Here is a 12,971-nt window from a genome sequence, read left to right as displayed (position 1 = left end):
GCTCGGCGTCTGGTTCGCCAGCAAGCTGGCTCCTACGGGGACAGGATTGCGCGCAATCACACCGTAGGAGCCGGCCTTGCCGGCGCCATCCACCGCGGCGCCTGGTTCGCCAGCAAGGCTGGCTCCTACGGCGGCAGGATTGGCTATCAGGCCTTGAGCAGCAGCTTCCAGGCGCGGTTCTGCTCGACGGCGCGGGCCTGCTCGATGCGGGCTTCCAGTAGCTCGCTCTTGTCCTCTTCGCCCAGCGGCTGTTCGGCCAACTGGTGCAGCTTGTTCAGCTCACCGTACAGGCGGTCCAGCTGCGGCAGTTCGAGCACCTGGCGGGCGTGGTGCAGCCAGGCCTGGATGCCTTCGATGCGTGGCAACTGCTCGGCCAGGTCCTCGGGCCGCTGCACGTACAGGGGCAGCTTCAGCGCGCGGGCTTCCTCGCCGAGCTGATGTTGCAGCCAACTGGCCAGCTGTGCCTTGCCCTGGCGTTCGCCGCGGCCCTTGCGCTCCACGGTCCAGGCCCGGGCATTGAGCCAGCGTGCGGTCTCCAGCGAAAACTGGCCCCAGCGCACGTCTTCGAGCTCCTCGGCGAACTGCTCGGGTGCGGCGCGGCGGATGTCTTCGTCATCGTTGCCGGCCAGCACCAGGGGGCGCCAGTCTTCCAGCAGCGCGTCTAGGCTGCTGCGCAGCGCGCGGGTGGTCGGGCGCGGCGCGGCCTGGCCCAGGCTGGCGGTGAGCGCGCGCAGTTCGGCCAGGCAGCTCACCCAGTCCTGCAGCAAGCGCCAGTGGCCGTTGTGGCGATACTGCTCGGCCAGGCGCTGGCTGCTGCCCAGCAGTTGCCAGGCAAGGGCGGCGTAGGCATCGTCCAGCGGCATTTCGGCGTCCAGCTCGGTGGCCGGCAGGCCCAGTTCGTAGCTGTCCGGTTCGAGCAGGCGGTAGCCGCGCTCGGCCTTGCTGATGTCGCAGGGCATCAGCGCCAGGCTCGCCGACAGTTCGGCGGCCAGTTCCAGCAGCGCCTCCGGGGCGCCCTCGCGCAGTTCGAGCTCCAGCTCGCAGATGGCTTCCTTGCGCTTGCCGGCAACGACGAAGCCCTGGTCGATGGCAGCCTCGATCACCACCTTGGCCTTGCCGCGGCCCCAGGCGATCTCGGCGTACTCGCGGGTGAAGTCGGTGGTGAACAGTGGCTTGATGGTCTTCTTGTCGAGCTCGGCCAGTTGTTCAGGCCAGCAGCTGTCGTCGAGCTTCTTCAGGTCCAGCTTGACCTTGTCCAGCTGCCATTCGAATTCGTTGCGCTCGGACAGGCCCGCCACGCTCTGGCCACGGCACTTGAGGGTCTGGATGATGACCTCGCCGTCACGGCGCAGGCGCAGGGCGACTCGGGCGGCGGACAGGTCGCGCGCCGGGGTGTCGAAGTACTGGTTGAGCAGTTCGCGGGTCTGCCAGCCGGACTTGTTGCGCTTCTTCAGCAGAGGGTGCTCGCGCAGGGCGGCAAGGGTCTCGCGGCTGGCGCGGAGTTTGAGTTCGGTTTCTTTGTGCATCGCGGGCTCGGAAGGAGGGGCATCGTTGTCGGGCAGTCTACCGCACTTGTGCCAAGAGGATTCTGCGGATTGCCAGGTGAAGGGGCGGCATTGCTATGATGCCCCTCATGCTTTCGAGGAGTTCGCGCATGCCGTTGCCGTCGCTGAAAGACCAGTTCGCCGCCCTGATCGCCACGCCCTCGGTCAGTTGCACCCAGGCTGCGCTGGACCAGTCCAATCGCCCGGTCATCGAGCTGTTGGCCGGCTGGCTCGGCGACCTGGGCTTTGCCTGCGAGATCCAGCAGGTCACGCCCGGCAAGTTCAACCTGCTGGCCAGTCGCGGCAGTGGCCCTGGCGGCTTGGTGCTGGCCGGGCACAGCGACACCGTGCCCTACGACCCACAGCTGTGGAGCAGTGACCCGCTCAAGCTGACCGAAACCGATGGTCGTTGGGTGGGCCTGGGCAGTTGCGACATGAAAGGCTTCTTCGCCCTGGTGATCGACGCGGTGATCCCGCTGCTCGAACACGACTTCAAGCAACCGTTGCTGATCCTCGCGACCTGTGACGAAGAAAGCTCCATGTCCGGCGCCCGGGCATTGGCCGAAGCCGGCCAGCCGCTCGGACGTGCAGCGGTGATCGGCGAACCCACCGGGCTCAAGCCGATCCGCATGCACAAGGGCATTCTCATGGAGCGCATCGACATCCTCGGGCGCAGTGGCCATTCGTCGGATCCCAGCCTGGGCCGCAGCGCCATGGAAGCCATGCATGCGGTGATGGCCGAACTGATGGACCTGCGCCGCGGTTGGCAGGAAAAGTACCGCAATCCCCAGTTCAGCGTGCCTACCCCGACCCTGAACTTCGGCTGCATCCACGGTGGCGACAACCCCAACCGCATCTGTGGCCAGTGTGCCCTGGAGTTCGACCTGCGACCGCTGCCAGGCATGGATGCAGAGCCGTTGCGCGCCGCCATTCGGGCCAAGCTGCAACCGCTGGCCGAGCGTCATGACGTGCGTATCGACTACGCGCCGCTGTTCCCCGAGGTGCCGTCGTTCGAGCAGGCCGCCGACAGCGAACTGGTGCAACTGGCCGAACGCCTGACCGGCCACCGCGCGCAAGCTGTGGCCTTCGGCACCGAAGCGCCTTATCTTCAGCAGCTTGGTTGCCAGACCATCGTGCTCGGCCCGGGCGACATCGCTTGCGCCCACCAGCCCGGCGAATACCTGGAAATGTCACGTATCGAGCCTACCGTGCGTCTATTGCGTGAGATGATCCGGCACTATTGCCTGAGCTAAACGTCCATTGACCTGATTCGTTCCTGTCTAGAGGAGACCGCGCGTGACCGCAAGCCTGTTCCGACGATGACTTTCGAACGTTGTGCGCCTTTTCGTTCTCCGTTCACTTATCCACAGGCCCTGTCATGCCCGATTACGTCAACTGGCTGCGCCATGCTTCGCCCTATATCAACGCCCACCGCGACTGCACCTTCGTGGTCATGCTGCCCGGCGACGGCGTTGAACACCCCAATTTCGGCAATATCGTCCACGACCTGGTGCTGCTGCATAGCCTTGGCGTGCGCCTGGTGCTGGTCCACGGCTCGCGGCCACAGATCGAAAGCCGCCTGGCCGCTCGTGGCCTGACCCCGCATTACCACCGTGGCATGCGCATCACCGATGCGGCGACCCTCGATTGCGTGATCGATGCGGTCGGCGCGCTGCGCCTGGCCATCGAGGCGCGCCTGTCGATGGACATGGCGGCTTCGCCGATGCAGGGTTCGCGCCTGCGGGTCGCCTCCGGCAACCTGGTGACCGCGCGGCCGATCGGCGTGCTCGAAGGGGTCGACTACCATCACACTGGCGAAGTGCGCCGGGTCGACCGCAAGGGCATCAGCCGCCTGCTCGACGAGCGCTCCATCGTGCTGCTGTCGCCGCTGGGCTATTCGCCGACCGGCGAGATTTTCAACCTGGCCTGCGAGGACGTCGCCACCCGCGCCGCCATCGAACTGGGCGCCGACAAGCTGCTGCTGTTCGGTGCCGAGCCGGGCTTGTTGGATGAACGTGGGCAACTGGTGCGCGAACTGCGTCCGCAGCACATCGGCCCGCACCTGTTGCGCCTGGGCAGCGACTACCAGGCCGAATTGCTCGATGCCGCCGCCGAGGCCTGCAAGGGCGGTGTGGCGCGCAGCCACATCGTCAGCTACGCCGAGGACGGCGCCTTGCTCACCGAGCTGTTCACCCGTGGCGGTGGCGGCACGCTGGTGTCCCAGGAGCAGTTCGAGGTGGTGCGCGAGGCGACCATCGAGGATGTCGGTGGTTTGCTCGACCTTATCAGCCCGCTGGAAGAGCAGGGCATTCTGGTGCGGCGTTCCCGCGAGGTGCTGGAGCGTGAGATCGAGCAGTTCAGCGTGGTCGAGCGCGAGGGCATGATCATCGCCTGCGCGGCGCTGTATCCGATTGCCGATTCCGAAGCTGGCGAGCTGGCGTGCCTGGCGGTGAACCCGGAGTACCGGCATGGTGGACGAGGTGACGAGTTGCTCGAGCGTATCGAGACGCGGGCGCGGCAGTTGGGGCTCAAGACCCTGTTCGTGCTGACGACCCGTACCGCGCACTGGTTCCGCGAGCGCGGGTTCGCCCCTTGTGGCGTGGAGCAACTGCCAGCGGCGCGGGCTTCGCTGTATAACTATCAGCGTAATTCGAAGATTTTCGAGAAGTCGTTGTAATGGCTGGCACGGTCCCTTTGTAGGAGCGGCCTTGTGCCGCGAAAGGGGGGCGCAGCGCCCCCAGGATCTCGAGTACGCCCAAGATCGCCGGGGCCGCTGCGCGGCCCTTTCGCGGCACAAGGCCGCTCCTACAGGGGAATCGTGTGCGCCTAGGCCCAATGAAAAACGCCGCCCTTGTGGGCGGCGTTTTCGTTTACACGGTGTGCAGGTACCAGTTGTACTCGAGGTCGGAGATCGAATGTTCGAACTCCTCCAGCTCGCTCTCCTTGCACGCGACGAAGATGTCGATGTACTTCGGATCGATGTACTTGTTGAGGATCTCGCTGTCGTCCAGCTCGCGCAGGGCATCGCGCAGGTTGTTCGGCAGGCTCTGCTCCAACTGCTCGTACGAGTTGCCTTCGATCGGCTCGCCCGGCTCGACCTTGTTGACCAGGCCGTGGTGCACGCCGGCCAGCACGGCCGCCATCATCAGGTACGGGTTGGCGTCGGCGCCGGCCACGCGGTGCTCGATACGCACCGCGTCCGGCGAGCCGGTCGGTACGCGCAGGGCCACGGTACGGTTGTCCAGGCCCCAGCTCGGCGCGTTCGGCACATAGAACTGGGCGCCGAAACGGCGGTACGAGTTGACGTTGGGGCAGAGGAACGCCATCGAGGCGGGCAGGGTCTCGAGCACACCGCCGACAGCGTGACGTAGCGCGGCGTTCTGCTCGGGATCCTCGCTGGTGAAGATGTTGTTGCCATCTTTGTCCAGCACGGAGATGTGAACGTGCAGGCCGTTGCCTGCCTGGCCCGGGTAGGGCTTGGCCATGAACGTGGTGTCCATTTCATGGTCGTAGGCGATGTTCTTGATCAGGCGCTTGAGCAGCACCGCATAGTCACAGGCCTTGAGCGGGTCGGCGACATGGTGCAGGTTGACTTCGAACTGCGCCGGGGCGCTTTCCTTGACGATGGCGTCGGCAGGAATGCCTTGTTCCTTGGCGCCCTCGAGGATGTCCTGCAGGCAATCTGCGTATTCATCGAGGTCGTCGATCAGGTACACCTGTGTCGACTGCGGGCGCTTGCCCGAGATCGGCGAGCGTGGCGGCTGCGGACGGCCGTTCACGTTCTCCTGGTCGATCAGGTAGAACTCCAGCTCGAATGCCGCGCAGATGGTCAGGCCGAGGTCGTCGAACTTGCTCACCACCTGGCGCAGCACTTCACGCGGGTCGGCGAAGAACGGCTCGCCTTCGATCTCGTGCATGGTCATCAGCAACTGGGCGGTCGGGCGTTTCTGCCACGGCTCGTTGCACAGTGTGTCTGGAATCGGATAGCAGATACGGTCGGCATCGCCGATGTCCAGGCCAAGGCCGGTGCTTTCGACGGTGGAACCGTTGATATCCAGGGCGAAGAGGGAGGCCGGCAGGTTGATGCCTTTCTCGTAAACCTTGTGGAGGCTGGTGCGCTCGATGCGCTTGCCGCGCACCACACCATTCATATCTGCAATCAGAAGGTCAACGTAGAGAACCTCAGGATGTTCCTTAAGGAACGCGTTCGCTTCGTTAAGCTGAACGGCACGCGGGGGTACCGACATGATGCAACACCTTTGTTGTTAAAAATATCAATCAAGGGGGGCTTGCAACCCCAGTCAATCGGAAAGACCAGGTGAAGTCAAGCCAGCCCCATGATGCCCTTAAATGGCACATCTACGGCAGTTTTGCCGCATATCGGGGCGTGCCATTATCCGCTATTTTCGTGCTGAAGGGTTATCTCGAGCAGGCCGTGTTTTATTTTTTACGGAAGAGTTGTGTAAAAAAATGAACGAGGCTAAGCTCGGCAACAACCCAGAACACAATAATACGAGGGTCACATGGTCCGCCTGCCGAGACCTGCCAGCGCCGCATGCACGGTGCGTTCAGGTACATCTCCCGGTTGCCGTCCGGTCATTGCGCGCCTGCATCGAAGGGGCGTCGCGCTGGCCGCAATAATTGACGGTTCGCATAAAAAGGCCATGCCTCGTAACGCTTTAGCGCAGCACTTCCTTTCCGTTCACCCTTCGCCCCGTACCTGCGGCCACGCCCAGCGCGCGTATTCGCCGCCGCTCTGCGCGGGGGGTTTTGCTTTAGCCAGCCACAGCATCCAGAATCAAGGCGCGGGCCTGTCCAGGCCCCTCGGCGTCGCACGCGCCGACTTTGCCCGACGCCCGGCGTCAGTGGCGGCCGGTTCTGCGCAACCGGGCCACATTACCTCCTGAGGTATTTATGAGTACCAACCTCGACCAGCTCACCGATTGGTTGAAAGAGCACAAGATCACTGAAGTGGAATGCCTGATCAGCGACCTGACCGGCATTACCCGCGGCAAGATCTCGCCCACCAACAAGTTCATCGCCGAAAAGGGCATGCGCCTGCCCGAGAGCGTGCTGCTGCAGACCGTGACCGGCGACTACGTCGACGACGACATCTATTACGAATTGCTCGACCCGGCCGACATCGACATGATCTGCCGGCCCGACGAGAACGCGGTGTACCTGGTGCCCTGGGCCATCGAGCCGACCGCCCAGGTGATCCACGACACCTATGACAAAAAGGGCAACCCGGTCGAGCTGTCGCCGCGCAACGTCCTCAAGAAGGTCCTCAAGCTCTACGCCGACAAGGGCTGGCAGCCGATCGTCGCGCCAGAGATGGAGTTCTACCTGACCAAGCGTAGCGAAGATCCGGACTTCCCGCTGCAACCGCCGGTGGGCCGTTCCGGTCGCCCGGAAACCGGGCGCCAGTCGTTCTCCATCGAAGCCGCCAACGAGTTCGACCCGCTGTTCGAAGACGTCTACGACTGGTGCGAACTGCAGCAGCTGGACCTCGACACGCTGATCCACGAGGACGGCACGGCGCAGATGGAAATCAACTTCCGTCACGGCGACGCGCTGCACCTGGCCGACCAGATCCTGGTGTTCAAGCGCACCATGCGCGAGGCCGCGCTCAAGCACAACGTGGCCGCCACCTTCATGGCCAAGCCGATGACCGGTGAGCCGGGCAGCGCCATGCACCTGCACCAGAGCGTGGTCGACGTGGCCACCGGCAAGAACATCTTCTCCAATGCCGATGGCAGCATGAGCGAGCTGTTCCTGCATCACATCGGCGGCCTGCAGAAGTTCATCCCCGAGGCGTTGCCGCTGTTCGCCCCCAACGTCAACTCGTTCCGCCGTTTCCTGCCCGACACCTCGGCGCCGGTGAACGTCGAGTGGGGCGAGGAGAACCGTACCGTGGGCCTGCGCGTGCCAGATGCCGGCCCGCAGAACCGCCGTGTCGAGAACCGCCTGCCGGGCGCCGACGCCAACCCCTACCTGGCCATCGCCGCGAGCCTGCTGTGCGGCTACATCGGCATGGTCGAGGGCATCGAGGCCAGCGCGCCGGTACAGGGCCGTGGTTACGAGCGACGCAACCTGCGCCTGCCGCTGACCATCGAGGACGCCCTGGAGCGCATGGAGAACAGTCGGGCGCTGGAGCAGTACCTGGGCAAGAAATTCATCGCCGGCTACGTCGCCACCAAGCGCGCCGAGCACGAGAACTTCAAACGCGTGATCAGCTCCTGGGAGCGAGAGTTCCTGCTGTTTGCTGTGTGATCAACCCTGAGGCCGCCTGTTGGCGGCCACCGGAAAATGGAGAGGCACATGAGCGTCAACAACCCGCAAACCCGTGAATGGCAAGCCCTCAGCGGCGAGCACCACCTGGCTCCGTTCAGTGACTACAAGCAACTGAAGGAGAAGGGGCCGCGCATCATCACCAAGGCCCAGGGTGTGCATTTGTGGGACAGCGAGGGGCACAAGATCCTCGACGGCATGGCCGGCCTGTGGTGCGTGGCGGTCGGCTATGGCCGGGAAGAACTGGTGCAGGCGGCGGAAAAACAGATGCGCGAGCTGCCGTACTACAACCTGTTCTTCCAGACCGCCCACCCGCCGGCACTGGAGCTGGCCAAGGCGATCACCGAGGTGGCGCCCAAGGGCATGACCCATGTGTTCTTCACCGGTTCCGGTTCCGAGGGCAACGACACCGTGCTGCGCATGGTCCGCCACTACTGGGCGCTCAAGGGCAAGCCGAGCAAGCAGACCATCATCGGCCGCGTCAACGGCTACCACGGCTCCACCGTGGCTGGCGCCAGCCTGGGTGGCATGAGCGGCATGCACGAGCAGGGCGGCCTGCCGATCCCGGGCATCGTGCACATCCCGCAGCCGTACTGGTTCGGCGAAGGCGGCGAGATGACCCCGGACGCCTTCGGCGTGTGGGCGGCAGAGCAGTTGGAAAAGAAAATTCTCGAAGTCGGCGAGGACAATGTCGCCGCCTTCATCGCCGAGCCGATCCAGGGCGCCGGTGGCGTGATCATCCCGCCTGAGACCTACTGGCCGAAGGTCAAGGAGATCCTCGCCAAGTACGACATCCTGTTCGTCGCCGACGAAGTGATCTGCGGCTTCGGCCGTACCGGCGAGTGGTTCGGCTCCGACTACTACGACCTGGCCCCCGACCTGATGACCATCGCCAAGGGCCTGACCTCCGGTTACATCCCCATGGGCGGTGTGATCGTGCGTGACAAAGTGGCCCAGGTGCTCAGCGAAGGCGGCGACTTCAACCACGGCTTCACCTATTCCGGCCACCCGGTGGCGGCGGCGGTGGGCCTGGAGAACCTGCGCATCCTGCGTGACGAGCAGATCGTCGAGAAGGCCCGCAGCGAGGTGGCACCTTACTTGCAAAAACGCCTGCGGGAGCTGCAGGACCACCCACTGGTGGGCGAAGTGCGCGGCCTGGGCCTGCTCGGCGCGATCGAGCTGGTCAAGGACAAGGCCACTCGCAGCCGTTACGAGGGCAAGGGCGTGGGCATGATCTGCCGCAACTTCTGCTTCGACAACGGCCTGATCATGCGCGCGGTGGGCGACACCATGATCATCGCGCCACCGCTGGTGATCAGCCGCCAAGAGGTGGACGAACTGGTGGAAAAGGCGCGCAAGTGCCTGGATTTGACGTACGAAGCGATCAAATGACGGTCTGCTAGGCTGGCGAGGTGACATTAAGTCCGTTACAGGCGCTGCTTTTGTTGAAACAGCGCCTTGTAACTTGCCAGACTAACGGCTGTTTCAGTCGCCCAGCGCGTGACCCGTGGGGCCTGGCTGCTGAACAGATGGCTTGATAATAAATTCTGGAGCATAACGCATGAAGAAAATGGGCAAGACGCTGCTGGCCGCCGCCCTGATGGGCGCCATGGCCACCGCTGTTCAGGCTGAAGACAAGGTGTTGAACGTCTACAACTGGTCGGACTACATCGCGCCGGACACCATCGCCAAGTTCGAGAAGCAGTCCGGCATCAAGGTCAAGTACGACGTGTTCGACAGCAACGAAACCTTGGAAGCCAAGTTGCTGGCCGGCAAGTCGGGCTACGACATCGTGGTGCCGTCCAACAACTTCCTGGCCAAGCAGATCAAGGCTGGCGTCTACGAGGAGCTGGACCGCTCCAAGCTGCCCAACTGGAAGAACCTCGACGAAGACCTGCTCAAGGCCGTCGGCGACGCCAGCGACCCAGGCAACAAGCACGCGTTCCCGTACATGTGGGGCTCCATCGGCATCGGCTACAACCCCGAGAAGGTCAAGGCCGTGCTGGGCGTGGACAAGATCGACTCGTGGGACGTGGTGTTCAAGCCCGAGAACATCGCCAAGCTCAAGAGCTGTGGCGTGAGCTTCCTCGATGCGCCGACCGAAATGCTCCCAGCCGCCCTGCACTACCTGGGCAAGCCGAGCAACAGCACCAAGAAAGAAGACCTGAAGGCCGCCGAGGACCTGTTCCTGAGCATCCGTCCTTCGATCACCTACTTCCATTCCTCCAAGTACATCGGTGACCTGGCCAACGGCAACATCTGCCTGGCCGTCGGTTACTCAGGTGACCTGGAGCAGTCCAAGGCCCGCGCCCACGAAGCCGGCGACAAGGTCAAGCTGGACTACATCATTCCGAAAGAAGGCGCCGGTACCTTCTACGACATGGTCGCCATCCCCAAGGATGCCGAGCACAAGGACGCTGCCTACAAGTTCATGGACTTCCTGATGCAGCCTGAAGTCATGGCCGAAATCACCAACGCCGTGCGCTTCCCGAACGGCAACAAGGCCGCCACCGCCTTCGTCGACAAGGACATCACCAGCGACCCGAGCATCTACCCGCCGGCCGAGGTGAAGAAACAGCTGTACGCGATCGCCGCCCCCGAGGCTGCCGCCCAGCGTGTGATCACCCGCAGCTGGACCAAGATCAAGTCGGGCAAGTAAGCCCGATGCGGCAACCTCTGGGCCGGGCTTTTCCGGCCCAGAGGCCAGTAAAGGCAAATAAGTTTGCGGCATCCACGCCGTGAAGGTAAGTTGCGCGCCGGTTTTGCGTGTGCGGCCGAGTTCTACTGCCCGCAAAGGCACTGATTGTGAGGACCACCCACTTGTCTATTTCTGTTTTTCGCCAGGCCTTGATGGCCGGAGCGGGTCTGACGCTGGCTTGCAGCGTCCAAGCGGCGCCCACGGTGCACATCTACAACTGGTCCGACTATGTCGGCCCCACCACCCTCGCCGATTTCCAGAAGGAAACCGGCATCGAGCCCCGCTACGACGTGTTCGACAGCAACGATACGCTGGAAGGCAAGTTGCTGGCCGGGCGCAGCGGCTACGACGTGGTCGTGCCGACCAACCATTTCCTTGGCAAGCAGATCAAGGCGGGCGCGTTCCAGAAGCTCGACCGTGACCTGCTGCCCAACTATGCCAACCTCGACCCGTTGCTGATGAAGCGTCTGGAGAAGAACGATCCGGGCAACCAGTACGCTGTCCCCTACCTGTGGGGCACCAATGGCATCGGCTACAACGTCGACAAGGTCAAGGCGGCGCTGGGTATCGACAAGATCGACTCCTGGGCGGTGCTGTTCGAGCCCGAGAACATGAAGAAGCTCAGCAAGTGCGGGGTGGCCTTCCTCGACTCGGCCGACGAAATGCTGCCGGCGGTGCTCAACTACATGGGGCTGGACCCCAACAGCAGCGATCCCAAGGACTACCAGGCGGCCGAGCGGAAACTGCAGGCGGTACGTCCTTATGTGACCTACTTCCACTCCTCGAAATACATCACCGATCTCGCCAATGGCGACATCTGCGTGGCCGCTGGTTTCTCCGGCGACGTGTTCCAGGCCAAGGCCCGCGCTGAAGAAGCGAAGAAGGGCGTCAAGCTGGCCTACGCCATTCCCAAGGAAGGCGGCAACCTCTGGTTCGATGTGCTGGCGATCCCCAAGGACGCCCGCAACGTCAAGGAGGCGCACGCCTTCATCAACTATTTGCTGAAGCCTGAGGTGATCGCCCAGGTCAGTGATTACGTCGGTTACGCCAACCCGAACCCCAAGGCTGGCGACCTGATGGACCAGGCCGTGAGGACTGACGCCGCGGTTTACCCACCGCAGGAAGTGCTGGACAAGATGTTCGTCAACGCCGAGTTGCCACCCAAGGTGCAACGTTTGATGACCCGTAGCTGGACCAAGGTCAAGTCGGGCAAGTAACAATCCAGGCCCGCCAGCGCAGCGGCGGGCACACAAATCTTGTTGGGAGTTTCACTCATGGCAGTTGCCTCCGGTGCCTATAAGAAAGCCCTCGAGGGTGGCCAGCAACCCAAGCAGGTGCTGGTCAAGATCGACCGGGTCACGAAAAAGTTCGACGAAACGGTAGCCGTGGACGATGTGTCCCTGGAAATCCGCAAGGGCGAGATCTTCGCCTTGCTGGGCGGTTCCGGTTCCGGCAAGTCCACCTTGCTGCGCATGCTGGCCGGCTTCGAGCGTCCGACCGAAGGGCGGATCTTCCTCGACGGCGTCGACATCACCGACATGCCGCCCTACGAGCGGCCGATCAACATGATGTTCCAGTCCTACGCACTGTTCCCGCACATGACCGTGGCGCAGAACATCGCCTTCGGCCTGCAGCAGGACCGGATGCCCAAGGCCGAGATCGACGCCCGCGTGGCCGAGATGCTCAAGCTGGTGCACATGACCCAGTACGCCAAGCGCAAGCCGCACCAGTTGTCCGGTGGCCAGCGCCAGCGCGTGGCCCTGGCCCGTTCGCTGGCCAAGCGTCCCAAGCTGCTGCTGCTCGACGAGCCGATGGGCGCGCTGGACAAGAAACTGCGCTCGCAGATGCAGCTTGAACTGGTGGAGATCATCGAGCGCGTGGGCGTGACCTGCGTGATGGTGACCCACGACCAGGAAGAGGCCATGACCATGGCCCAGCGCATCGCCATCATGCACCTGGGCTGGATCGCCCAGATCGGCTCGCCCGTGGATATCTACGAAACGCCGACCAGCCGCCTGGTCTGCGAGTTCATCGGCAACGTCAACCTGTTCGAAGGTGAAGTGATCGACGACGCCGAAGGCCACGCGATCATTGCCAGCCCCGAGCTGGAGCGCAAGATCTACGTCGGCCACGGGGTCACCACCTCGGTCGAGGACAAGCACATCACCTACGCCCTGCGCCCGGAAAAGCTGCTGGTGACCACCACCCAGCCTGAATTCGAGCACAACTGGTCGCGCGGCAAGGTCCACGACATCGCCTACCTGGGTGGCCACTCGGTGTTCTACGTCGAGCTGCCCACCGGCAAGATCGTCCAGTCGTTCGTCGCCAACGCCGAGCGCCAGGGCACCCGCCCGACCTGGGACGACGAAGTCTACGTGTGGTGGGAAGACGACAGCGGCGTGGTACTGCGGTCATGAAGCTGCGCAAGCTCAAGCGAG

9 protein-coding genes are annotated in these 12,971 nt (G+C 63.5%); 7 read left to right on the top strand and 2 right to left on the bottom strand.

From position 1 onward, the window contains the following. Positions 1-146: 146 nt before the first annotated feature. A complete protein-coding gene (locus tag E3U47_RS00125; RefSeq protein ID WP_134688922.1) occupies positions 147-1,526 on the bottom strand; it encodes an inorganic triphosphatase in 1,380 nt (459 codons plus the stop codon). Between the two features lie 128 nt (positions 1,527-1,654). On the opposite strand from E3U47_RS00125, the gene argE reads away from it, so the two are divergent. Both argE and argA read left to right on the top strand, forming a co-directional pair. Continuing rightward, the gene (gene argE / locus E3U47_RS00120; RefSeq protein ID WP_134688921.1) at positions 1,655-2,797 is read left to right on the top strand and encodes an acetylornithine deacetylase; all 1,143 of its coding nucleotides are present in this window, start codon (positions 1,655-1,657) and stop codon (positions 2,795-2,797) included. 125 nt (positions 2,798-2,922) lie between these two features. Next, complete coding sequence (gene argA, locus E3U47_RS00115) at positions 2,923-4,221, top strand: amino-acid N-acetyltransferase (RefSeq protein ID WP_134688920.1); 1,299 nt, start codon at positions 2,923-2,925, stop codon at positions 4,219-4,221. Positions 4,222-4,414: 193 nt separating this feature from the next. On the opposite strand, the gene E3U47_RS00110 is transcribed toward argA, so the two are convergent. Continuing rightward, positions 4,415-5,791 (bottom strand): glutamine synthetase family protein, encoded by a 1,377-nt coding sequence (locus E3U47_RS00110; protein WP_134688919.1) that lies wholly within the window; start codon positions 5,789-5,791, stop codon positions 4,415-4,417. Positions 5,792-6,458: 667 nt separating this feature from the next. On the opposite strand from E3U47_RS00110, the gene E3U47_RS00105 reads away from it, so the two are divergent. The 5 genes from E3U47_RS00105 (at position 6,459) to potA (ending at position 12,950) form a co-directional block, all read left to right on the top strand. After that, a complete protein-coding gene (locus E3U47_RS00105) occupies positions 6,459-7,817 on the top strand; it encodes a glutamine synthetase family protein (RefSeq protein ID WP_134688918.1) in 1,359 nt (452 codons plus the stop codon). A 48-nt stretch (positions 7,818-7,865) separates the two neighbouring features. Further along, on the top strand, positions 7,866-9,227 hold the full coding sequence (locus E3U47_RS00100; protein WP_134688917.1) for an aspartate aminotransferase family protein: 1,362 nt from the start codon (positions 7,866-7,868) through the stop codon (positions 9,225-9,227). Between the two features lie 169 nt (positions 9,228-9,396). Further along, on the top strand, positions 9,397-10,494 hold the full coding sequence (locus E3U47_RS00095) for a polyamine ABC transporter substrate-binding protein (RefSeq protein WP_134688916.1): 1,098 nt from the start codon (positions 9,397-9,399) through the stop codon (positions 10,492-10,494). Between the two features lie 161 nt (positions 10,495-10,655). Then, positions 10,656-11,750 carry a polyamine ABC transporter substrate-binding protein gene (locus E3U47_RS00090; RefSeq protein ID WP_134688915.1) on the top strand — a complete coding sequence of 365 codons (1,095 nt, stop codon included), beginning with the start codon at positions 10,656-10,658 and terminating at the stop codon, positions 11,748-11,750. A gap of 57 nt (positions 11,751-11,807) precedes the next feature. Then, positions 11,808-12,950, top strand: coding sequence for a polyamine ABC transporter ATP-binding protein (gene potA, locus E3U47_RS00085; RefSeq protein ID WP_134688914.1), 1,143 nt, complete (start codon positions 11,808-11,810; stop codon positions 12,948-12,950). Positions 12,951-12,971 lie beyond the last annotated feature (21 nt).

Source organism: Pseudomonas sp. RIT623, from assembly GCF_004519305.1.
In the GTDB taxonomy this organism is placed as follows: Bacteria; Pseudomonadota; Gammaproteobacteria; order Pseudomonadales; family Pseudomonadaceae; genus Aquipseudomonas.
The sequence above is the reverse complement of the archived record's forward strand: the minus strand, read 5'-3'. Positions and strand labels throughout refer to the sequence as shown.

Coding starts and splice junctions, on each gene's coding strand:
- E3U47_RS00125 (WP_134688922.1), bottom strand. CDS start 1,526: ATGCACAAAGAAACCGAACTCAAACTCCGCGCCAGCCGCGAGACCCTT.
- argE (WP_134688921.1), top strand. CDS start 1,655: ATGCCGTTGCCGTCGCTGAAAGACCAGTTCGCCGCCCTGATCGCCACG.
- argA (WP_134688920.1), top strand. CDS start 2,923: ATGCCCGATTACGTCAACTGGCTGCGCCATGCTTCGCCCTATATCAAC.
- E3U47_RS00110 (WP_134688919.1), bottom strand. CDS start 5,791: ATGTCGGTACCCCCGCGTGCCGTTCAGCTTAACGAAGCGAACGCGTTC.
- E3U47_RS00105 (WP_134688918.1), top strand. CDS start 6,459: ATGAGTACCAACCTCGACCAGCTCACCGATTGGTTGAAAGAGCACAAG.
- E3U47_RS00100 (WP_134688917.1), top strand. CDS start 7,866: ATGAGCGTCAACAACCCGCAAACCCGTGAATGGCAAGCCCTCAGCGGC.
- E3U47_RS00095 (WP_134688916.1), top strand. CDS start 9,397: ATGAAGAAAATGGGCAAGACGCTGCTGGCCGCCGCCCTGATGGGCGCC.
- potA (WP_134688914.1), top strand. CDS start 11,808: ATGGCAGTTGCCTCCGGTGCCTATAAGAAAGCCCTCGAGGGTGGCCAG.